Raw genomic sequence first — 22,679 nt, 5'->3', positions numbered from 1 at the left:
TGGCGCCTCTTCCTGGCCACCCTCATCGCAGCCATCAGCGACCGTTCACCGCTGCAATCGGCTTCTTAACGGACGACAGTGTAGGAGCCAATTCGCGATCGATACGGTAGCCGTGCCATAGTATCAGCTTCCGCACCTGCTCGCGTGGCCGTCATGAGGAGCTGCGAACCTGTCCAGTGTCGGCTGGTATCGTATCGACACCCACCAGAGCCAACAGAGATTGCACAATGACCAGACGACGGCGACCGACCGTCGTCGTGGTAACTCGACCATCCCCGATTAGTTCATAGATCTTGGTCCGCCCAAGACCTGTCGCTTCACAGGCCTCCGCGACGGTGCAGGTCAACCGCTGCGCAAACGGGAGGCGACGCAGATGGCTAGGCGCCGGCATATCTGCGACCGCACTACGTTCAACTTGGACACTGCTTTCGAAGTCCTGACCACGCCGTATCAAGATTACGTCTCCTCCATAATAGAACGAGCTAACCTGAGGCGCGCCGCATTCCACGTCAACGGAAGCAAAGGAGCAGAAGGGAGGGCATTAGCGAACGTCAGGAAGTGTCAGAAAAGACTCGGCTACGAAAGGCAACGTAGACTTTTTTCGTAACTAACATTGCAGGAATCAGTGGCGGCGACGGGTCGCATCGCCCAGTTCTTGCTTGCTCGACACGGCGTCCTTTTGCGCGACGGCGCGCAGGTGAGCGCGGGCAAAGGTACCATCGTCACTCCGCGGCTTGCGTAGGGCCGCATCGGCGAACGTGCGCAGACTTTTTGGCGTGATCGCGGGGCCGATACGCTCGATATGCGCGAGAGCGCGACCGGCGTCGCCGCTCGCCCTATCCCGTACCGCCTTTAGCTCGGCGATTCAATCCTTGAGCGACAGATCACTCACGCCATTCTCGATCCCGTCATAGAGGCGCTTCAACTTCGCTTCGGCCTCGGTCGCCCGCCGCTCCATTTCAGCGACGTGCTGACGGAGCCGCTCAAACCTACTTTCCCGATAGCTGGCGGCCCCTAGGCCTCGTCTCGGTGAACGTGTCCGACCGCCGATATCGGATCGGCGGTCGATTTCAGGAGCGAGGAATCAACGCCGAGGGCGCGAAGTGCTCGCGCGGCCACGCCATGCGACATTCCAGCGACGATTCCGGCGACATGAGCACCAGCAACGGACCATGGTTTTTCCGGATTGCGGCCAGCTCTTGCATGATCTCCCGACCAGAGGGGGCGGCATCATAGATACCGGGACTTGCCGGCATCGGCATATCGCGCGGGGCATCCGCTTTCAGACCGATTGAACGAAGGGCTTCGCCGTACTGCCGTTCGATCGCGCCCTTCAGGGCATCGGGCTCCCCCCGCCCAGGTGCCGTCCGGAAGATCGAGTGAGGCCAGCAAGAAGTGTTCGGCCCCAGGCTCCCGCTGCTGATCCTGCAAGGCGTAAGTTTCCGCCCTCTCGCAAAGAAACTTAATGGTGCCCATGTCGTTGAGCTTCGATCCGATGCCTTTGAACATGACAATCCTCTTATATAGAGCTGTTGCGTGTCGCCACGTCTGAAAGTCGTTTGTCGGCGGCCTGTTTGGTGATCCCTAAAGCTTGGGCGATCGTCGACCACGACAAACCTTGGCGTAGGGCCGAGCGGACGGCTTGGCGTTCGATCCTGTCCGCCAGTCGGCGCAAAGCTACGACACCGGCGAGCGCTTCCTCAGGGTCGGTCGGGAGAGAGGGAGGGAGATGTCGCGGCGATGTAGCCACGCGATTTCAAAAGATTCTCTGCCGCCGCACGGACTGGGGCGTGGTTGTCAACAACGGAAATCACAGGCATGGGTAAGACGAGCCTCCTGAAGGAGGAATAGCGGCTGCAAGCATTAGCCGCCTTCGGCGAAAATGGGCTCGACTGATGAAATTGTAAAATCATACTTCGGTTTGTTCAGGACGATTGGCGCGAATTCCCAACGTCCCAGTCATTCTGATCAAGTCGGCCAGCGACCGTGCACGCATCTTCCTCATTACGTGTCCCCGGTAGATCTTGACCGTAATCTCGGCGAGCCCAAGCTCGGCGGCTGCCTTGTTCATCATGCCGGTAGCGACCAGTTTCATCACCCCCTGCTCGCGCGGGGCTTGAGCTCTCAAATCGAGACTGGAGGTTCGCGACGATCTGCTGAGCCTCTCGTCTTTTGCGATCGCGTTCGGTCGCTGCAACCACGGCATCAAGCAGTTCCTGATCGCGAAACGGTTTGCTGAGAAAATCGACCGCTCCTTCCTTCATGGCCCTGACGGTCATGGGAATGTCGCCATGGCCGGTAATGAAATGATCGTAATATGTATGTTCAACCTCGCTAGCTCGGTCTGGTAGTCAAGGCCGCTCAAGCTCGGAAGCCGGACATCGAGAACTAGACAGCTAATAACGTCCGGAATTGTGCTCTGCAGCATTTCGCGCACCGATCCGAATGCAAGACGCCTAACCCTACCGATTGAAAAAGGTTCGTAAGCGAGCGACGCATGGAGATGTCATCCTCGATGATGAAGACAACCGCCTTTGTCGAGGACTCGGCATTGCTGACTTCACCCGGCGAGTCAAATCGTCCTGTCACGAGACGGCCTCCTTATGCAGCGGTAGGGCAAACTGGAAGGTCGCGCCCGGTCCATTTTTGTGGACCATTGACAGCCGTCCGCCATGAGCTTCCACGATCGACCGGCAGATCGAAAGACCCATTCCAAGGCCACTCGATTTAGTGGTGAAGAAAGGATCCAAGACGCGGTCCGCGTCGATCTCGGCGATGCCGACGCCGCAATCGGTCACTGCAAGCTGGATGTGCCCCAGATCGTCCTTTGATGATTGAATCAGCAGTTCGCGCGTCCGGTCGGTAACTGCGTCCATGGCTTCGATTCCGTTCATCACTAGGTTGATGATCACCTGTTGTAGCTGAATCCGGTCGCCGAGGATCGTAGGCAACCCTGCCGTCAACTCGGTGCGTAACGTCACTCGGTGGCTCACCAGCTCTCGTGTTACCAGCGCAATGACCTCCTTAACGAGCTCATTGATGTTGAGCGGCACCATCTCAATGTCGCCTTTCTTCGCGAGCGCGCGAATACGACGGATCACCTCGCTTGCCCGGATTGCGTCTTCGATGATCCATTCCACCGAAGAGCGCGCAGCGGAAAGATTAGGAGCTTCCCGCCCCATCCAACCGAGGCACGCATCGGCGTTGCTGATAATAGCGGCGAGTGGCTGGTTTACTTCATGGGCGATGGAAGTTGTTAGCTCTCCTAAGGTCGTTACACGCGTTACATGCGCAAGCTCCGCTTGTGCCTTTCGTAGTTCTTGTTCGGCTTGATCGGCGCGAATGGTCGCGGTGATGTCAGTGCTGACGCCCCGATAGCCGAGAAAGTTCCCCTTTCCATCGAAAAAAGGCTTGCCACTCGTGCGGACGTAGATCGGAGAACCTGTCCGATTCACGGTGCGGTAGACGAGATCCCGAAACGGAAGATGGGCCTCCAATGTCGCCCGATGCTGCCGCCGCTTCTCGGGCTCCTCTTCGACGTCGCACGCAAGGTCACAGCGAAGCAGGCCGATCAATCCTGTCGCCAAAAGTCCCGCAGCGCTGGTGTGCTCGGATAAGCGAGTGACCTGAAGATCCGGCCCAGTTTCCCAGAGCCAATCGGAAGCTGTTTCGGCGTAGTCGCGAAAGCGCTGTTCGCTTTCGCGCAGCGCGGCAAGTGTGTTTTCCAGGCGTTCCCTAGCTGCGTGTTGCCCGGTGACATCCATATGTGTTCCGATCAGCTCGCTGACTTTACCATCGCTGCCGACCACCACGTGCGCAACGGAGTGTATGCGTCGTATCCCGCCATCTGGTAGAAGGATACGAAAATCATATTCGAACCGCCCCTCCTTGTGCTCAATCGCCTGGCGCTGCACCTCCTCCAGCCGTGGCAAGTCGTCCGGATGGATGCGCGATCGGATGGTCTCGATCGATACCGGCTCTTGTGGGCGAAAGCCAAACAGACGATCGACCTCGGCGGAGCGATACACGAAATCTAGACCGTAGACGTCCCAGGACCAGCTGCCCGTGTGACTGAGATGCTGAGCTTCGGCTAGATAAGCCTCGTTGCGGCGCAGCTGTTGTTCTGCTCGCCTAGCCGCCGTAATATCCGTAGCTGCCCCAACAAACTCGATCTCACCAGAGGCTGTTCTCGTCGCTCGCGCCTGCGCATGGATGTGCTTTACCGAGCCGTCCGGTAGCAGAAGCCGGTATTCGTGCTCGAAATCGCTCGGGTCTCGCATCGCGCGATCAATAATTTCTTGAACCGAAGCCCTATCATCTGGATGAGTGCGCTCAACGACGAGCTGCGGCCCCAGCGGCACTGTCTGGCGATCTAATTGGAAAATCCGAAATGTCTCCTGTGACCAGAAGGCTTCGCCCGTAGTGGGGTTCCAGCTGAAGCTGCCTGTGTGACTCAACTCCTGCGCCTGGGCCAAATGTGCTTCGCTCCGCTGCAGGGCAAGTTCGGTCCGCCTTCGCTCCGTGATATCTTCGCAGGCGATAAGGACAATGGGCTGCTTATCCGCCCAGAGCATAGCTTTGGCGCTTTCACGTACCCACAAGACCGAGCCGTCCTTCCTGACCTTCTGGACGTCCCAAGTGCGCGTTTGTCCGACGTCCTTCAGGCACGTCCGAACGCACGCGCGATCCTCCTCGAGAAATACCTCCAGCACGGACTGACCGATCAGTTCAGCACGAGCATAGCCGAGTTGTGTCGCGCCGAATGTATTGACGTCGAGGACAGTGCCGGCTTCATCGACCATGAAGTACATGGCTGGATTGTGCTCGAAGATGGCGCGCCACCGCTTTTCGCGATCCTCCAAATCGGCCGCACTCCGCTGAAGCTTGGCCGCAATCACACGCGCAGCCTCTCTTTCCTGACGGAGCGTACCGATCAAGTGCGCTCCCACAATCGAGGCAATAAAGAATGCAACAACCACGGGCAGATCTCGGGGGGCATCGATTCGCAGGCTGAACGCCGGCGGCGCAAAGTAATAAGCGAGAGCAGCAATGGCTACGATGCAAAGCGCGGACGACGCGACGAAGCTGCCCATCAGCGAAAACAGCAAGACCACTAACAAATAGGCGAACGCCGTCGCGGCGAAATGCGCCTGAAGGTACAAGCAGGCTAGTGTTACCACGGCGAGCGTTATGCTGCCGGAGGTAAACTGAAGGGCTGAACGTTCTAAACTGCTGATTTGGCTACGCATTGTGATACGTCCGGCCTATTCTCCGGCGGGAGAGCTATAAGATTTTAGGGCGCGTACTCATAAAGCCGGGACAATACCGGGCGTCAGGTCGGTTGTCCGCGCAGTTCCGGTTCAGGTGATTAAGCGGGTTTGCGGCGCAACCATCCCTTCATTTTGAGACCGTCCCGCCCGTTGAGAGCAAGAAGTGTAATGTTTGTTGCGCCCGCGATGAGCTCGATCGCCTGCACAGCATAGAACATGGCATCGAATTCTGCCGCCTGAGCCTTCGACGCAAGGAAGAGCGCAGACGGAATAAGAATCAGGATGCCGTTTCCTGCAATGAATGGCATGCGCTTGAATTTGGCCCCGATCGGTCCGGCCCGGCGCCCCATTGCCAAGATGACACCTGTACCGCCGGTGGCAGCGAGCGCCGGAATCAGCAACAAGAAGCCCCACGGTATGGTGCTCTTAACCGCGGCAACTGTGGCATGGGACGCGAACAGCTCGCTGAGTACCGTCGATAGCCAAAATGTGCCGATCGTTGCGATAGCCAAGGCACCAGCGATAGGATGGATCAACTTGATCATGAGTATCTTCCCTTCCTAAAAACAGCAGGGCTAGGCAACGCAGATGCCGCGCACGGCAACTTTCTGGAACAGATGAGGGGAAGCTATCGCGGAGGCCGGATAGCTGGCTATTTTTGCTAGAAAGTCAGGATGGGTGAAGGCCGCGCGGAAGTGTGCGGTGGATTCCCAGACGGCGTAGTTCAGATAGGTCGAGCTGTCGCCGAGAGCTCTGTGCAGCTGAGTGGAAATGAAGCCCGGCTGTCGCTTCATGAACGCTGCGTCGTCCTGCCAGGTTTTGAGAAAAGCCGCCTCATCGGCTTTGTCGAGAGTGAATGGGTTCACCAGGACGACCGAATTTGCCTCAATAGCGATCTGGCGGTCGATCGGGAAGGAAGGGTCGAGTGCGCGTAGCAGCGACATGAGTGGCTCCATTGCTATTTAGCATGCGATACCTAATTGGTATTATGCCTACATGACAGATTGACATTATAATGTCAATATAAAACAATGGTGACAAATGAAAAGAGCCAAGCGAACCCCCGAGGGTGACGCCCTGACCGACCTTGTTCTCGATCTCTTCAGGCTCGACAGCCTACTTCTGACGGCCGGCGACCGTCTGGTCGCGCCGCTTGGCCTAACAAGCGCACGCTGGCAGGTGCTTGGCGCCATTGTGTCCGCCGAACGTCCCCAACCGGTCGCTTGGCTCGCACGCGACCTCGGCGGCAATCGTCAAAACGTGCAGCGGATTATCAATGATCTACACAGGGAGGGCCTCGTATCTTTTGAGGTCAACCCGCATCACCGACGGGCGCAGCTCGTCGTGCTCACTGCGAATGGACAGCGCGCCTTCGAAGCCGCAATGGAATTGCAGGCTCCCTGGATCAACGATCTTTCAGAAGGGCTGTCGGTCAAGGATATAAGGATTGTCCATCGCGTGATCACGGCCTTGCGAGATAAGCTTGAGGGCGGCCGTGAGGACAAGTTGGCCTGACATGGCAAAAGCATTGTGCTCGGCCCGGCGCCCGTGATTCAACTTCCCAAACTGGGGCTTCGAATCATTGCGCCATGACCTAAGGGACTACGAATGGGCACTTATCAAGTCTATGCTACCAAACAAGACGCGTGGAGTTCCTCGGGTAAACGACTGACGCGTCCTCATCTTCTGCGTCGTGCGATCTGGGGCACCTTGGCGCGATTTGCCGGATCATTTTGGTCCTTACACTACCTGCTATAACCGCTTTGTTCGCTGGCGTGGGCCGGTCTCTGGAGCCGAATCATAGATACACTCGCCGCTGCTCACGATGCGGCGGTCCAGATGATCGACACTTCTATTGTCCCCGTTCATCAGCACGGAGCGTGCATCGCCAAGAACCAGAGGCAATCGATAGGACGGTTACGGCAGACCAGCAAGATTCGTGCGCTTGTAGATGGCAATGGCCTCCCCGTACGGCTGCCACTGACGCCTGCCGTCGTATTCGGTGGCCGGCATGACGCCGTATCCGCCCCTGCCGGTGCGGAAGATAACGACGCAGACCATGAGGGTGGGCGAGGTTCTATGCATTGGCGAAGGCAAGGCTTTGAGACATCTATCCGGCTCCTGTTCTTAGGCGGGGACCATCCCCGCCCGACAGGCACCAGTCGCGTGGTTGTCAGGGCTGCATGGCTCTCGGCTGGAACGTCGTTGCCGTCACAGTGCGGTGGCTGATCGGCTAGAATGGATTGTAAGTCGATGTGCGGTTGGGAGGTCGACACGGCGGAGTTCAAAGGGCCGCCGACCGTTCACCGATCGCACCACCATGCTGGACATTGGCCTGTAGGAGCGGTGGATAGGAAGTTACTGCAAAATCTATTTCGATCGGACCGAGGTCTATGGCGCAAAGTCCGTCGTTCCCGATCATTTCTGCGCTCTTCTAGGAAAGCGACCGAGCCATCAGGCCGTCGGTCGATGAAGAGGCGGAAAGTTCCAACGTCGTCTACAAGGCGCCCAGAGCGGTCTTGTCGCGTTTGGATCTCTTGGGCTGCCACGGCCAGTACGGCGCGTGAACGGCTGGAGGCTTAGCTCGCAGCGACGCGCGAGACTGGGACGAATACTGCGCCGATGGCGATTGGGCAGAGGAGACGGCCGCGGCACTGCGCTCATTCTTTGTCGAGGATTGGTATCGGCGCGGGCACCCGAAGTGCTGGCGACCCTCTACACGCGCGAGGAGGCGACGGACGAGATCGATCGCCGGATGCGTGATCGCGACGGCGAAGGCCGGCTTTGGTTCGACGGCTATGGATCCTTGATGAGCCTTCGGGCTTTGTTGGATGCCTGCGCTGACGTGCGGCACGTCATCACGGCGCTGATCGGCGGCGGTTGGATCTAGTCGGGCGCCAGCATTTGCGCTGACAAGAGAGCTTCCGCTCCCCTTGATCCCCGTCGGCTGGCAACAACGGTCATTCTTGCCGAGGGCAGCACGGACATTCGGATATTACAACGCTCGCTCACGGCGCTATTTCCAAGCGAAAAGATTACTTCTCGTTCTTTATCCATGCCAAACTGAGCGTGGATGGCGGCGCTGCCTATCTTGTGAAATTCCTAAAGGCATTTGCGGCAGCGCGGGCACCGTTGGCCTCGTAGCCGTATTCGAGAACGACACCACTGCACGTTAGACGTATCGGCAGGCCACCGCCTTGGGACTGCCAGACAACATGATCGTGGTGCTCCCGGACACGGAGCGGAAGAGATACGCTCTTCCTGCACGAGGCCTTCGCCTAGAGAATCGCCCCAATGCCGATTTTTTAAGATCACGTCGCGCGCCTTCTATTGCGCGGCGCATACTCAATTGGCAGCTTGGGCCAATGGCGATTTCCTGGTAGCAGCAGAATTCGTCGGCTCTGGTCTCGACAGCCTTTAGTCGGGAGTCTTTCAATCACTCGGGATCGATCCCGACCACAGCGGCTGCTGACGTTGGTTCTGTAGGAGACGCTGCGGCGATCGAGCACGTTGCTGTAGTCGGAGTAGGCGCGCGCCAATGAGCGAACGGAATGTCGCCGTCTGATCGTCCGGTGCGCTTTGGAGGACGGCGTAGAGCTCCTACGAGGCTTTGATTACATACCGATGTACTTGCGGTGCATCTTTGTCGTGCCCCACCAAATATGGATATCTGGCATCTTCGACGAGGTCGGAACGGTTTAACTTGCCTGCTTTGGCGTGAGACTTTTTCGTAGCCATCGGCTGCGCCCTCGGGACCTCTAACCTTCGGCCGAAAATCCTTTCGGACCCAGATCTTTCATATATGGCGACAGGCATCGCTATCTCCTCGACAGGCCAATTCTCGCTCGTCCCAGGCTATCAAGGAGCCGTTAAAAAGATTTTTCCGGAGCTCGATTCATAAGGATAATTAATTGATCTGATTATATTTTTCTAGTCTAGGCACAAACCTGCGCGTGTTACCGAACGATGACATTTTCAAAAGTCGACGTTCGCTGACATTTTCAGTTGTCGCCGAACGGTGACATATGGTAATGTAAGCGAACGTCAACATTCTGAATTGCCATGCTCATACGCACGTCGGCCGATCTCGGGGCCATCATTCGAGGCACACGCAAACGCCTCAAGCTCGACCAGTCGAGCCTCGCCAAGCGCATTGGCGTCAGCCGTCAGTGGGTTATTGAGGTTGAGCGCGGCCACGCGCGCGCTGAACTCGGCCTAGTGCTCCGCGCTCTTGACGCACTCGGCATCCGTCTAGACGCAGGCAGCGAACAACCCCATGGCCGCGGTTTAGAAAAGCCAGTCGTTGATATCAACGCAATCGTGTCAAAAGCCAAAAAGAGCAGGCCATGACCAACGAACTCATCGCGCTTCTGGACGGCAGGGAAGTCGGCCGCGTGCACAACGACGCTCGTGGCCGTCTCACCTTTGTCTATGACAGCGATTGGCGGCAAACGAGGGACGCATACCCCATTTCGCTCTCCATGCCACTCGCGGCCGAGGAACACGGCCCCGCCGCTGTTCAGGCCTTTCTATGGGGACTGCTCCCGGACAATGAGCGCGTTCTCGATCGTTGGGCGAAGAAGTTTCAGGTCTCGGCCCGCAATGTGTTTGCCCTGATTTCTCATGTCGGCGAAGACTGCGCCGGCGCCATTCAATTCGTCACGCCCGATCGTTTGGAGAAATTGCAAAGCGGTACGGACGACAAGGTTGAGTGGCTTGACGAAGCAGCCGTCGCAAAACGTCTGCAAGCATTGAGAGAAGATCATGCCGCGTGGCGGCTGCCGCGTGATACGGGGCAATTCAGCCTCGCCGGTGCACAGCCGAAAACCGCACTGCTTCTGCAAAGAGGACAATGGGGTATACCGTCCGGACGCATTCCGACAACGCATATCCTGAAGCCGCCGACCGGCTATTTCGACGGCCATGCCGAGAACGAACATATCTGCCTCAATCTCGCGCGTAATCTCGGCTTGCCTGTCGCCGAAACAAAGGTCATGCGGTTTGAGAATGAGGTCGCCATTGTCGTCGAACGCTACGATCGGCAGTTCAGTGGCAATCACGTCATTCGCGTCCATCAAGAGGACGTGTGCCAGGCACGCGGCATCATGCCAACCAGGAAATATCAAAGCGAAGGCGGCCCGTCCGCCACGGATATTATCGAACTCTTACGTACCCATTCCACCGAGAGCGTTGATGATATCGATACGTTCATCGATGCTCTCGGCTTCAATTGGCTCATCGGGGGGACCGATGCGCACGCCAAGAACTACTCATTACTGCTAGCCAACGGCCCAACGGTGCGGCTTGCGCCACTCTACGATATCGCCAGCATCCTTCCCTACGACGATGTTGATCTGCAAAAGATGAAGCTCGCGATGAAGATTGGTGGGGAATACAAGCTTGGTCAAATAGGTGCGCGTGAATGGCGGAAATTCGCCCGCGAAATCCGTTTCGATGCGGAAAAAGTCATTGCGGGACTGAACTCCTTGGCCGATCTGCTTCCGGACAGCGTAAGCGGCGTGTGCGCTACCGCGCAAGCGGAAGGGCTAGATAACGCCGTTATCCAGCGCCTTGCCGCAAAGCTGATCGAGCGAACCAAAGACTGCCAACGCCTTCTGAAAGGCCTCTAAGCTTGCACAACTCACGGTTCGCGGTCGACTAGCGACGGTAGGGAACGGTATTTCCGAGCCTGTGGAGTGCAGGCCGCGAGGCTTTACTCTCCGCCCTCGTAGAACAGTTCCAACGGCAAGCCGACCAGCGCCTTGCCGATCCAGTCGCGTGCGATCACATTGGATGGGCCCATCGCGATCGCGGCGCGCGCGTCTCGATAGGAGCGCTCGATCGGACCGCGATGGTAGCCATAGCCCCCGGTCACGGTCAGCGCGGTGGCCGCGACCTTGTTGGCGACCTCGGCGGCGTGCACCTTGAATTCGGTCAGCGGAATCAGGATCTCGCTCTGCGGCCTGCCGGCGCGCCACAGCACGTCGAGTCGCGCTGCGAGCTCGTTGCGCCACGGCCGCAAGGTCTCGACCAGCACCTTGGCGGCGCCGAGCTCCTGCCGGATCGCCTGGTAATCCGATAGGCTCTTATTCCGATCCTTGTGCACGAAGCTCGTGGTGTGCGCCACCGCCGCGTTCAGCGCTCCGCGCGCCACGCCTTCCCAGACCGCGCCGAGCCCGATCAGATAAACCGGCGACACGCCGTCATAGATGATCTCCTTGCCCTGCCCCTCGGTGCCGAGCCGGTCGCGCTGTGGCACCCGCACATTGCTGTAGCGGATCGGACCTGAATGATTGGCCCGCACGCCGAGCGCATCCCAAGGCCGTGATTCGATCCCTTGGGCCTTGCCGTCGACGATGAAGAACACGATATCGGCCTGGTCCTTTGCGCCGGGCGTGCGCGTCTGTACCACATAGTAGTCGGCCTGACCCGAGCTGGTCGTGAACGACTTCTCGGCATTGACGAGATAATCCTCGCCGTCGCGCGAGGCTTCCGAGAGATTGTACCACCAGTGCCCGCCGGTGGCGCGCTCGCTGGTCGAATAGGTGCCGAGCAGACCACCATTGTTGGATTTGAGCCAGCGCTCCTTCTGGTCGGCGCTGCCGAACAGATTGATAGTTTGGGCCGCGCCGACATGCATCACATAGACGAGGCCGGTCGAGGCATCGGCTTGCCCGATGCGATACGCGGCTTCGGCGAAGTCGACGTGAGCGAGACCGAGCCCGCCATGCTGCACCTCGTTCAGCACGCCGGTCCATCCGGCCTCCGACAGCGCGCGCAGATTCTCGCGCGGAAACCGGCTCTCCTTGTCGTTGCGATCGGCGTTCACCTTCACGGTGGCGTCGATCGCGGCGTCGAGTCTTGCATAGACGTCGTCGTCGATCTTTCGGGCGAGATTTTCTTGGGCCATGGTCGTTCTCCTGTCCGGGTTGATGTCAAGCGACAGCCTGGGTCGGCTGCCGGCTCGGATCGACTTGTGACGATCCGCCGAGATAGAGCGTCTTGATGTCGCCGCGCCGCCGCAGCTCGGCGGCGGCACCCGCGAGCACGCTGCGGCCGTTCTCGAGCACGACAGCGTGGTCGGCGAAGCGTAGCGCCACCGTCGAGTTCTGCTCCGCGACCAGGATCGACAGACCCTGCTCGGCATTGAGCTGTTTGAGCGCGCGAAGAATCCCCTCCACGACGAGCGGCGCCAGCCCCATCGACGGCTCATCGAGCACCAGCAGCCGCGGCCGCGACATCAGGGCGCGGCCGATCGCTGTCATCTGCTGCTCGCCGCCGGAGGTCAGCCCGGCCAGCGAACGGCGCCGCTCCTTCAGCCGCGGAAACAGCGTGTAGACGCGGTCGAGATCATCTGCGGTCTCGGCGCGGGTCGCATCGCGCCCGATCGCGCCGGTGAAGAGGTTCTCCTCGACCGTCAGCGACGCAAAACAGTGCCGCCCTTCGAGCACCGGCACGATGCCGGCCCGCACTAGCGCGGCGGCCGATATGCCGGCAAGATCGTGGCCCTCGAACAGGATGCAGCCCGCAGTGATCTGGCCGCGACGGGCGGGCAGCAGCGCCGACACTGCCTGCAAGGTGGTCGATTTGCCGGCGCCGTTGGCGCCGAGCACGGCGACAATTTCGCCCGGCCGCACCACGAGCGACACGTCGCTGACGGCGCCGATGGCGTGATTGTAGGTCGCGGCCAGGCCGTCGACTGAGAGCAGGACTTCACTCATGGTTCGATCCGTCGAGTTACCGGCTGCGGGAGGCACAAGGCTCCCGCAGCGGCGCGATCGATTACTGGCTGACCGGATCGTCGCCGGAGGTGCGGGGCGTGATGCCATGCTCCTGGGCATAGGCGGCCGCGGACTTCTCGATGATCGGCCGCAGGGACGCCCAGTCCGGCGCGATCCAGTCCGACACCACCTTCCACTTCGCGCCATCCCACTGCTGGAAGGTGACGCGGCCGTCGCCCTCGTGATTGTCCCAAGTGACGTTGATCGAATGGAACAGCCCCTTGGCGCCGAGCGCCTCGACCCGCGCCGGATTCAGTTGCAGATGCTCAAAGCCCCAGCGCACCTCGTCGCCGGTCAGCGTGCGCTCGCCGAACTTGGCCTGCGCGATCCTGATCGCCTCGACGTTGAGGATGCCGTTCACGATGCCGAGGTTGTGGTAGACGCTGCCGATCCGCTTCTTGTCGTCGAGATTGCCCTTCCCTGCGCCATAGACGGTCTTGATCACCTCTTGCAGCACCGGATATTCGGCACCGGAGGCTTGCGTGGTGATCGCGATATAGCCTTTGGCTGCGTCGCCCGCTGGGATCACGTCTTCCTCGGAATTGGACCAGACATTACCGATGATGTGGTCGGCCGGGAAGCCGACCTTCTGCGCGGTCTTCAGCGCCACCGGATTCATCACGCCCCAGCCGCGCAGCACCACATAGTCGGGCTTGGCGCGCCGGATCGAGAGCCACTGCGACTGCTGCTCGTTGCCGGGATGCGGCACCTCGATCTGCTCGACGCTGAAATGATACTTGTCCGCGAGGAGCTTGTAGATCGGGATCGTCTCCTTGCCGTAGGGCGAGCCGTGATAGAGCACGACGATTTTCTTGTCCTTGAGCCTGTCGACGCCGCCTTCGCGGCTCGCGATGTAGTTCACGATACCCGAGGTCTCGCTGTAAGGATTGAGCAGCAGCGGGAAGACGTAGGGAAAGACGCGACCGTCGGTCGAATCGGTCCGGCCATGGTTGACGGTGATCAGCGGCACCTTGTCCTTGGTGATGCGGTCGATCATGGCGTAGGCGATGCCGACCGACAGCGGATTCCAGGCAGCGACGCCGAGCCGGTTCTTCAACCGCTCATAGACTTCGACGCCGCGCTCGACCTCGTACTGGGTCTCGCCCTCGTCCCAGGTCAGTTTTACGCCGTTGACGCCGCCGTCGCGGATATTGATTAGGTTCAGATAGTCGATGAAGCCGCCGAAGAAGCCGGTGCCGCCGGCGGCATAGGGGCCAACCCGATAGCTTTGCAGCGGAAAGAACTGCTCGTCGGCGTGGACCGCCGGTGCTCCAGCAAATGCAAGGACGCCCACTACCCCCAGCGCGAATTTCAAGTGTCGAAACCTCATCGTCAGCTCCTTGATGTGTCAGTTGCAGGAAACGTCTTGCGGAGGCCGGTCCACGCGGCCGACGCCGCGCGAAACCGGTCCCACAGCGCGATCAATCCGCGCGGCTCCGCGATCAAAAAGGCGATGATCAGCGCACCGATCACGATGCGCTGGCTCATCTCCAGCACGCCGGAGTCGAACACGCCACCGAGCAGAGCCGCGCCGAGCCGCGACAGGATCAGCGGAAACACCACGATGAAGGCCGCGCCGAGGAACGCGCCGCGCAGCGATGCCAATCCACCGATGATGATGATGAAGAGGATCTGGAACGAGCGATCGAGATTGAAGCCGGCCGGCTCGACTGTGCGCAGGTAGGCAAAGGCCCACAGCACCCCAGCGACCCCGATCAGGAACGAGGATACGCCGAACGCCAGCAGCTTGGTCCGTAGCAGCGGCACACCGATCACCTTTGCCGCGATCTCGTGATCGCGGACCGCGATGAAGTTGCGGCCGGTCTGCGATTGCAGCAGCAGCAAGGTCAGGATCGTCGCCACCGTCACGACGGCCAGCGAGAACAGGTAGCGGCCCGCCGCGCTGGTGAAGGAATAGCCGGCGATGGTCAGCGCTGGCGCATCGATCACGCCGGACGGATTGTCGTTGGAGAACCAGCCGAACTTGGTCAGCGCCCATTGTACGAAGAACTGCGCCGCGAGCGTCGAGACCGCGAGATAGAACCCGCGCAGCCGCAGGCTCGGCAGCCCGAACACGATGCCGATCGCGGCCGCGACGAGGCCGGCCAGCACCAGGTCGAGCAGCAGCGGCAACTCGGGCAAACGGAGATGCAGATTGTAGGCGGCATAGGCGCCGACCGCGAGGAACGCGGCCGAGCCGAGCGACACCTGCCCGGCATAGCCGGTGAGGACGTTGAGCCCGACCGCGGCGAGCGCCAGCGCGAGGAACGGCGTCAGAACCGCGTCCATCAAATAATCCGAACCGGCGAGCGGGATCACGCCGAACGTAATCACTGCGCCGATGCCGATCAGGATGCGGTCGATGACGGGGAGGGTCTGGCGCGGGTTCGAGGTTGCGTCCATGTGCTAGACCCTCTCGACCAGCTTCTGCCCGAACAGTCCCGAGGGCCGCACCAATAGGAATACCAGCGCGACGACATAGCCCGCCCAAGCCTCGATGCCGCCGCCGACCAACGGGCCGACATAGACCTCGGCGAGCTTCTCGATCGCGCCGATTAGGAGGCCCCCGACGATGGCGCCGGCGATCGAATCGAAGCCGCCGAGCACGAGCACCGGCAGCGCCTTGAGCACCACCAGCGACAGCGAGAACTGCACGCCGAGCCGCGCGCCCCACAGCAATCCGGCGACCAGCGCAACGATGCCGGCGACCGTCCACACGATGGCCCACACCCGCGGCAGGCGAAGGCCGACCGCAAGTGCTGCAAACGGATCGTCGGCGACGGCGCGGAACGACAGCCCTGTCCGCGTGGTGCGGAAGAACAGCGCGAACAGCGCAACCAGGCTGCCCGCCACCGCCGCCGCGAACAGATCGAACCGGCTGATGAAGACGCCGACGATATCGAGCGGCACGTCGCTGATGCCGATGTCGAGGCCGTGGACTTGGGTGCCCCACAACAGCTGCGCCGCGCCTTCGATCACATAGGACAGCCCCAGCGTCGCCATGAACAAGGTGATCGGCGGCTGGTTGACCAGCGGCCGCAACACCGTGCGCTCGACCGCGACACCGAGCGCGACCATGCGAGTGTCGCCAGCAGCGCAAGCGGAAGCGCGACGCCGCGCTCGACCAGACTGACGAAGGTCAGCGCCGCGAACAGCAGCATCGCGCCCTGCGCGAAGTTGAGCACCCCCGAAGTCTTGTAAATCACCACGAAGCCGATCGCGACCAGCGAATACATCACGCCCGACAGCAGGCCGCCCACCAGCACTTCGATGAGGAATTGATAGTCAAACATCAAAGTGCGAGCTCCGTTTCGTCCGCATGCGCGACGCCGAGATAGGCATCGACCACCGCCTGGTCGGACCGCACCTGGTCCGGCGTGCCGTCGGCGATTTTGCGGCCATAGTCGAGCACCGCGACGCGATCGGACAGCCCCATCACCACACCGATGTCATGCTCGATTAGGACGATGGTGGCGCCATAGCTGTCGCGGGCGTTGCGGACATGCGCGGCCAATTCGTGCTTCTCGCCGAGCGTGACGCCCGCAAAGGGCTCGTCGAGCAGCAAAAGCGACGGCCGCGCCACCGGCGCACGCGCCAACTCGACGCACTTCTGCAAACCATAGGGCAAGGTTCCGGCGGCGCGGTCGCACACCTCGCGAAGGTGCAGGAAGCCGATGACGTCTTCTGCGGCGGCGCGGTTCTCCGCTTCGATCCGCCGTGCCAGAGGCGAGCCGGCGATCTGGCGCAGAAAGCCGGCGCGGACCCGGTGCGCCACTCCCATCAGGACGTTGTCGCGCACCGAGAGGCCCTTGAACACAGCGAGATTCTGGAACGTCCGCGCCACACCATGCTGCGCCAGCCGCGCCGTAGGTACATGGCCGAAGGAATGCTCGCCGAGCCAGACCCGGCCCCGGTCCGGCCGGTAGAGCCCGCTGATGACATTGAGCAGCGAGCTCTTGCCGGCACCGTTGGGGCCGATCACCGCGCGGATCTCGCCTTGTGCGACCTCGAGATCGATGTCGCGCAGTGCGGCGACGCCGCCGAACGAGAGCGAGATGTCAGCAAGCGCGAGCACCGGCTGGATCTCGCCACTGCCTCGTTTCACGAGCGCACGGTCCGCGACGTCCGCGCGCGCGGACAAGGGCGCAGAGAGAGCCGGCTCGACAAGGGCGCCATCCAATGGAAGCACACCCGCGCTTGCTGCGATCATGGTCACGCCAATGTTTCCCGAATCACTCGGCGGCCTGGACGTGCCGCGCCGCGTCCGCTTCCAGTGCACGCACCAGCGGAATGACGCGGCGGCCGAAATACTCGACCTCTTCCTGGAAATGGAGGAAGCCGAGCAGCACCAGGTCGACCCCGATCTTCTTGAGCGCGATGATGCGCTCGGCGATCTGCTCGGGCGTGCCTATCAGGTTGGTCTTGAAGCCGTCATTATACTGGACGAGATCCTCGAAGCTCGATTTGGCCCAATTGCCCTGACCTTCCGGTGAGGCTTTGCCGGCGTTCTTAACCTCGTGACCGAAGGCGTTGACGGCCTCCGGATCGGCCTTGGCGATGATCTCGTTGAGGACGCTGCGCGCCTCAACCTCGCTGTCGCGCGCGATCGCGAACGCATTGACGCCGATCCTGACCGAATGGTTGTTGGCCCTTGCCTTGGCCCTGATGTCATCGACCTGCTTCTTGATCTCATCGACCGAATTGCCGTTAGTGAAGTACCAGTCCGACACCCGCGCGGCCATGTCGCGCGCCGCGCGTGAGCTGCCGCCCTGGAAGATCTCGGGCAGCGGCTGGGCCGGCTTCGGCTTCAGCGTGTAGTCGCTGAAGCGATAGAAATCGCCGCGGAAGGTGAAGCTGTCCTGGGTCCAGATCCCGCGCAGCGACCGGATGAACTCTTCCGAGCGCCGGTAGCGTTCGTCGTGATCGAGCCAAGGTTCGCCGATCGCGGTGAACTCGCCACGGAACCATCCAGAGACGATATTAACCGCAACGCGGCCCTCGGTGAGCTGGCTGATGGTGGCAATCTGCTTGGCGGCAACCGCCGGATTCCAAGGCCCGGGCAGCAGCGCCGCGATCACCTTCAGCTTCGTGGTCGCCGCGAGCAGCGCGTGGCTGAAGGCGACCGGCTCGTGCTGGAACTCGGCGCCATAGCCGGCCGTGAAGCGGATCTGGCTCAGGGCATAGTCGAACCCCGCCTGTTCCGCGATCTGCGCCAGTCGGCGATTGTAATCGATATCCCAGCCGGTTCGCTGCTCGAGCTTGCTGATCACGAGGCCGCCGGAAACGTTCGGCACCCAATAGGCGAATTTGATCTGATCATGGTTCGCGGTCATAGGAATGTCCTTCTGAAGTTTGGATTTGCAGTGTGACGCAAGCAGCACGATGCATTCACGCTGCGGCTGGTCAGCGGGTTACGACACAGCTCGTTCAAGCCGTCACTGAGATCGGGATGATGGGAAACTTTGCGCGATCAGCCCTGATCCGCGCCGGCGCGCAATCGGTGCGTCAACAACACGGTGCGCGATACGACATCAGCTGCGCAACGCAGGTTCGAGATCGGTCAAAGAGGCCCCTGAAAGTCATCCGCGTTCCCCTCGCAAGCATCATCGGCGAGCAACCAATACTGTCAGAGAAAGTTGGGACCAGCGAGTCCAAGCCAAACTCTTTTTCAGCGCGTCCGGGAAAGCGGTATTCTTTTGTTGACGCGAAACGCGACGATTGTTGCCATGCGGGCGAAAACTCGGCTGCGAATACTCACCTGCTGAAGTTAATGGCAAGCGGTTTTGATAGCAAAATCGAGAGCCGTCCAACAAGTGTATCGCTGGACCTCCATTGCATCAGCAGTTGAATTTCCTGCCGTCGGAATAACACAAGCGCGAAGACTGTGGTTATCCATTTGCCAAATCCAAGCAGTTCCTTGCGATGCGGTGTCGCTGGCATAGTTTATCCAATAGGAGGTTGCGGCCGCCGTCGATCGATAGGTTGGATTGGACAGATTACGTTGCCCCCCTCTATTCAGAAACGAAATGATCGGCGCCGTCGGGCAGCGAGGGTCTACTTCGCCGCTGAGTCTCCCTCATAAAGCGAGGCACGTTTGTTTTTCATTTGGTATGCTATCTCGCGGTGAGATCCTTCTCCGTCGAGGCTGGTTCGAAGAACGCCTTTGCCTTTAGATGATTTCGCAGAGCGACTGGCCTGTACGGGCCAAAGCTCGTAAAGTTGCGGACCGAGCTCATCGCAAGCCTTTGATAGGCCGTCTCGTGAAGTAGCGCGTTTTCTAGCACGTCGCGGATCACTTTCGACCAACGGAATGCGGTTCGGTGTTGAATTCCACCATCCAGTCGAGTGTGATGTCAGACAGCCGAGAGGAAAGCTTCGGCTGTCACAGGTTGTTGAGATTGCAGAACCTGCGATAAGGCGGCGCCACCTCAAGCTCGAATAAGATCCTCCCGCCTATTGAGCTGCTCCCCACTGTCCCCGGAGCAAAGGGCCGCCGCCACTCCACTGCGCTTCAGGGCTGCAAGCAAAATTGTCCGATTCGCAGTCGTAAGCCGCCGATTACCCCATCCACGCGCCGGTAGGACTGCTCGACGAGTGGTTTTCGTCTACACTTAGGACCTAACGCTCTGATCCAAAGGCAGCGCCCCCCCACGAGCAACGCGTTCAAGGAATGCCGAAGCGCAAGATCGACAAGCTCGCTCGCGCAAAAGCGCGGCCCGATCCTGCCCAATGGGGTGAGGATGAAGTAATGACCCTTGTCGAGGCCGCGGCAGTGTTCTTCCCACTCGGTCCGTTGACAATATCATCGTTGCGCAGAGCCGCGGCCACCGGGACTCTTGAAATCGCCAAAGTTGCGGGCAAGGATCTGACAACCCCTCGAGCGATCTGCAAATTGGTCAAGCCGTCATGCCGGGCCGCAGAGCCAAGCCGCCACGACTCTGGTTTAGAGAGGACGATGAAACCTGGATCATCCTCGATCGTGGCCGGCAAATCCGCACAGGCTGCAGCCGCGACGACATTGACGGAGCTGCGAAGGCGCTCGAGACCTATATCGGCGAGCGACATACCAGCACCATCGGGGCAACTGACCCGAACGTCCTCGCGATAGCCGACGTCCTCACAGCCTACGAAATTTCAAAGCGGCCCAAGGACACGAGCGATGAACGCGCGTGGGCACAACATGACCTGCTGCTCATTCGCTTGCTCGATCTTAACAACTTTTTTGGCGATAAAACCGTCAGTCAGCTCAAAGCTCAGCTTTGTCGCGACTTTGTCGATTGGTCCACCGGTACTGCGAACGACAATCATAGGAAAGCCGGCATCAAGCCACGCAACGGGACAGTCTCTGATCAAACCGCACGACGCCGACTCGAAGATCTACGCGCTGCCGTGAACGCCTACCACGCCGAGCATACGCTCACCGTCGTTCCAAAGGTCACTCTTCCTCCTAAAGCCGAAGGACGACACCGATGGCTAACGCGCAACGAGGCAGCGCGCCTACTCGGAGCAACAATCGGCTACGTGTGGGACACGGAGCAGGAAACGTGGAAGCGCAGCGAGGATGGCGAGCTCGCGCGCCGGGAGCGGTGGATCATTCGTCGTCGCTATCCCGCGGCGCGCTTCTGCCTGATCGGTATCTACAGTGCTCGTCGCGAAGAGACCATCCGGCGCACCCAGTGGCTGCCAACAACGACCCATCCATGGATGAACCTTGACGCGATGGTCTACCAGGGCAAAGGGACGCTGGAGCAGTCGACCAAGAAACGGCGGCCGCCGGCAAAGATCGCTAGCCGCCTGCGTCCGCATCTGATTCGATGGCGCAGGATCGACCAAGCTCGATCTGCAGAACTCCGCGCCTCAGGGGTTATGAGAGACGGTGAACAAATCCGGTTCGTCGTGAACCGCCTGCACGACGGCCAGCCGCTTGCCGGCAAGATCAGGTCAGCCTGGAATGGTATTCTGGAGGACGCCGGGCTGGGCGACGACGTCGTCCGGCATTCACTGCGCCATACAGCGGCGACATGGTTGATGCAGGCGGGCGTCGACATGTGGGAAGCCGCTGGCTGGCTCGGCATGACCGTTGAGCAATTAGAGGCCAACTATGGCCATCACCACCCGGACTTTCAGGAAGAGGCGGCGGAAGCTTTTGGGGCAAGGCGCTGAGCTGACCACTACTCTGCGCGAGCTATTCGTGCTTTGATATCCGCCAAATCAGCTCGTAGGTCCGAAGGGAGGACTTGTGGTGCTCGATGGTGTTCGATGTAACATCCCGACAGGGGCTAGTTCCCTCGCACTTCCCGATCGTCTTTTTTCCGATTTAGAACAGTACAAGCCCGCCGCGGACCGCTGTTCGACGTCCTTGACGGGTGCTTCGAGGGCGACAGACATGGCTGCCGAGCTTCAAATCGTTGCGCATTTCGTTGCGCACAAAAAACACAGAACCTATAAGTGCTTGAAAGAATGGTCGGAGTGGCAGGATTCGAACCTGCGACCCCTGCGTCCCGAACGCAGTGCTCTACCGGGCTGAGCCACACTCCGACTGAGAGCCGGGCTTATAGCGTCGGGTTTCGGGGACCGCAAGGGACCACAGGGCACCCAATTGAGGAATCTAGTCACAGTGGATACAGGTCTGAAAACGCACGTTTTGTCCGCCGGCGCCGCCGCCACGGCAACCGCCGCCGGGGTCCTGGCCGAGGGCGGCCTGGTGGCGTTTCCGACCGAGACGGTTTACGGCCTCGGCGCCGATGCCGGGAACGCCGCCGCGATCGCCCGGCTTTACGAGGCCAAGGGCCGGCCGGCCTTCAATCCCCTGATTGCCCATGTCGCCGATCTCGGCGCCGCCCGCCGGATTGCCCTGTTCAACGGGCAGGCCCTGCGATTGGCGGACGCGTTCTGGCCCGGTCCCCTGACCCTGGTGCTGCCGAAGGCGCTCTCCTGCCCGGTTGCGGAACTCGCGACCGCCGGGCTCGATACGGTCGCCATCCGCATCCCGGCCCACAAAGTGGCGCGCGACATCATCAAGGCTTTCGGCGGTGCCGTGGTAGCGCCGTCGGCCAATCTCTCCGGCCATGTCTCGCCGACCACTGCCGAGCATGTGAACGGCGATCTCGCCGGTCGCATCGACCTGATCGTCGACGGCGGGCCGGTCGAGGTCGGCGTCGAATCCACCATCGTCGGCTGCTTCTCCGATCCGGTGCTGCTGCGGCCGGGCGGGCTGACGCGCGCCGAGATCGAGCGCGTGCTCGGCCACCCCTTGCAGTCGCCGCCGCAAGACGCGGAAAGCGACGCCCAGCCGGTTGCCCCCGGCATGCTCGCCTCGCACTACGCGCCACGGACACCGGTCCGGCTCAACGCCGGCGACGTCCATGTCGGCGAAGCCTTGCTGTCGTTCGGGCCAGCCAAGGTCGCGCGGCGCGAATGCGCCTCGGTGGAGATGAACCTGTCCGAGCGCGGCGACCTGGCCGAGGCCGCCGCCAATCTGTTCGGGTTCCTTCGCACCCTCGACAAGAGAAACGCGGATGCGATCGCGGTGACGCCCATTCCCGAGGACGGGTTGGGCGAAGCCATCAATGACCGGCTGCGCCGCGCAGCCGTTGGGCGGTAACAAGCATGACCCGGACCGGAACGG

Annotated in this window: 16 protein-coding genes, 1 tRNA gene and 3 pseudogenes; 8 read left to right on the top strand and 12 right to left on the bottom strand. The window is 60.7% G+C overall.

Features of this window, described 5'->3' with window-relative positions; translation table 11 throughout:
- Positions 1-1,909 precede the first annotated feature (1,909 nt).
- The 4 genes and pseudogenes from QJT82_RS32125 to QJT82_RS32110 all read right to left on the bottom strand — a co-directional run bounded on the left by QJT82_RS32125 (position 1,910) and on the right by QJT82_RS32110 (position 6,214).
- Positions 1,910-2,589 (bottom strand): annotated as a pseudogene (locus tag QJT82_RS32125) (response regulator).
- Complete coding sequence (locus tag QJT82_RS32120; protein ID WP_018273349.1) at positions 2,586-5,249, bottom strand: PAS domain S-box protein; 2,664 nt, start codon at positions 5,247-5,249, stop codon at positions 2,586-2,588. Before QJT82_RS32120 ends, QJT82_RS32125 begins: the two are co-directional and overlap by 4 nt.
- Positions 5,250-5,368: 119 nt before the next feature.
- On the bottom strand, positions 5,369-5,815 hold the full coding sequence (locus QJT82_RS32115; RefSeq protein WP_016848243.1) for a hypothetical protein: 447 nt from the start codon (positions 5,813-5,815) through the stop codon (positions 5,369-5,371).
- 30 nt (positions 5,816-5,845) lie between these two features.
- The gene (locus QJT82_RS32110; RefSeq protein ID WP_240536878.1) at positions 5,846-6,214 is read right to left on the bottom strand and encodes an antibiotic biosynthesis monooxygenase family protein; all 369 of its coding nucleotides are present in this window, start codon (positions 6,212-6,214) and stop codon (positions 5,846-5,848) included.
- 97 nt (positions 6,215-6,311) lie between these two features.
- Here QJT82_RS32110 and QJT82_RS32105 point away from each other — a divergent pair, with 97 nt between their 5' ends.
- The 5 genes and pseudogenes from QJT82_RS32105 (at position 6,312) to QJT82_RS32085 (ending at position 10,900) form a co-directional block, all read left to right on the top strand.
- Complete coding sequence (locus tag QJT82_RS32105) at positions 6,312-6,785, top strand: MarR family winged helix-turn-helix transcriptional regulator (protein ID WP_016848245.1); 474 nt, start codon at positions 6,312-6,314, stop codon at positions 6,783-6,785.
- Between the two features lie 67 nt (positions 6,786-6,852).
- A pseudogene (locus QJT82_RS32100) lies at positions 6,853-7,259 on the top strand (IS5 family transposase); the annotation flags it as partial.
- Between the two features lie 712 nt (positions 7,260-7,971).
- Positions 7,972-8,160, top strand: a complete 189-nt coding sequence (locus QJT82_RS32095) for a hypothetical protein (RefSeq protein ID WP_016848248.1) — start codon at positions 7,972-7,974, stop codon at positions 8,158-8,160.
- A 1,172-nt stretch (positions 8,161-9,332) separates the two neighbouring features.
- Positions 9,333-9,620 carry a helix-turn-helix domain-containing protein gene (locus QJT82_RS32090; protein WP_016848250.1) on the top strand — a complete coding sequence of 96 codons (288 nt, stop codon included), beginning with the start codon at positions 9,333-9,335 and terminating at the stop codon, positions 9,618-9,620.
- Positions 9,617-10,900 (top strand): type II toxin-antitoxin system HipA family toxin, encoded by a 1,284-nt coding sequence (locus QJT82_RS32085; protein ID WP_016848251.1) that lies wholly within the window; start codon positions 9,617-9,619, stop codon positions 10,898-10,900. The genes QJT82_RS32090 and QJT82_RS32085 overlap by 4 nt, the downstream gene beginning before the upstream one ends.
- 83 nt (positions 10,901-10,983) lie before the next feature.
- Here the strand turns inward: QJT82_RS32085 and QJT82_RS32080 are convergent, their stop codons facing one another.
- From QJT82_RS32080 to sfnG, 7 genes and pseudogenes are all read right to left on the bottom strand, one after another.
- Positions 10,984-12,180, bottom strand: a complete 1,197-nt coding sequence (locus tag QJT82_RS32080) for an acyl-CoA dehydrogenase family protein (RefSeq protein ID WP_016848252.1) — start codon at positions 12,178-12,180, stop codon at positions 10,984-10,986.
- Positions 12,181-12,205: 25 nt separating this feature from the next.
- Positions 12,206-12,991 carry an ABC transporter ATP-binding protein gene (locus QJT82_RS32075; RefSeq protein WP_016848253.1) on the bottom strand — a complete coding sequence of 262 codons (786 nt, stop codon included), beginning with the start codon at positions 12,989-12,991 and terminating at the stop codon, positions 12,206-12,208.
- A 61-nt stretch (positions 12,992-13,052) separates the two neighbouring features.
- Entirely contained in the window at positions 13,053-14,381 is a 1,329-nt protein-coding gene (locus tag QJT82_RS32070) for an ABC transporter substrate-binding protein (protein WP_035632474.1), read from the bottom strand.
- 2 nt (positions 14,382-14,383) lie between these two features.
- Positions 14,384-15,454: a branched-chain amino acid ABC transporter permease gene (locus QJT82_RS32065; protein ID WP_016848255.1), complete on the bottom strand. Its 1,071-nt coding sequence runs from the start codon at positions 15,452-15,454 to the stop codon at positions 14,384-14,386.
- Between the two features lie 3 nt (positions 15,455-15,457).
- Positions 15,458-16,344 (bottom strand): annotated as a pseudogene (locus QJT82_RS32060) (branched-chain amino acid ABC transporter permease).
- The gene (locus QJT82_RS32055; RefSeq protein WP_307724566.1) at positions 16,344-17,156 is read right to left on the bottom strand and encodes an ABC transporter ATP-binding protein; all 813 of its coding nucleotides are present in this window, start codon (positions 17,154-17,156) and stop codon (positions 16,344-16,346) included. Before QJT82_RS32055 ends, QJT82_RS32060 begins: the two are co-directional and overlap by 1 nt.
- 127 nt (positions 17,157-17,283) lie before the next feature.
- Positions 17,284-18,384 (bottom strand): dimethylsulfone monooxygenase SfnG, encoded by a 1,101-nt coding sequence (sfnG, locus tag QJT82_RS32050; RefSeq protein WP_016840953.1) that lies wholly within the window; start codon positions 18,382-18,384, stop codon positions 17,284-17,286.
- A gap of 32 nt (positions 18,385-18,416) precedes the next feature.
- Here sfnG and QJT82_RS32045 point away from each other — a divergent pair, with 32 nt between their 5' ends.
- Together QJT82_RS32045 and QJT82_RS32040 are read left to right on the top strand one after the other, a co-directional pair.
- Positions 18,417-18,899 (top strand): hypothetical protein, encoded by a 483-nt coding sequence (locus tag QJT82_RS32045; RefSeq protein WP_125459244.1) that lies wholly within the window; start codon positions 18,417-18,419, stop codon positions 18,897-18,899.
- 1,058 nt (positions 18,900-19,957) lie between these two features.
- Complete coding sequence (locus QJT82_RS32040; protein WP_018273353.1) at positions 19,958-21,214, top strand: tyrosine-type recombinase/integrase; 1,257 nt, start codon at positions 19,958-19,960, stop codon at positions 21,212-21,214.
- Between the two features lie 298 nt (positions 21,215-21,512).
- Here QJT82_RS32040 and QJT82_RS32035 read toward each other — a convergent pair.
- Positions 21,513-21,589, bottom strand: a tRNA-Pro gene (locus QJT82_RS32035).
- 79 nt (positions 21,590-21,668) lie between these two features.
- On the opposite strand from QJT82_RS32035, the gene QJT82_RS32030 reads away from it, so the two are divergent.
- On the top strand, positions 21,669-22,655 hold the full coding sequence (locus tag QJT82_RS32030) for an L-threonylcarbamoyladenylate synthase (protein ID WP_028343007.1): 987 nt from the start codon (positions 21,669-21,671) through the stop codon (positions 22,653-22,655).
- The last annotated feature ends 24 nt before the right edge of the window (positions 22,656-22,679 follow it).

This window comes from Bradyrhizobium sp. Mp19 (genome assembly GCF_029952935.1).
Lineage (GTDB): Bacteria > Pseudomonadota > Alphaproteobacteria > Rhizobiales > Xanthobacteraceae > Bradyrhizobium > Bradyrhizobium elkanii.
Note: the sequence above shows the minus strand (reverse complement) of the source record. Positions and strands in the feature narration are given on the sequence as shown.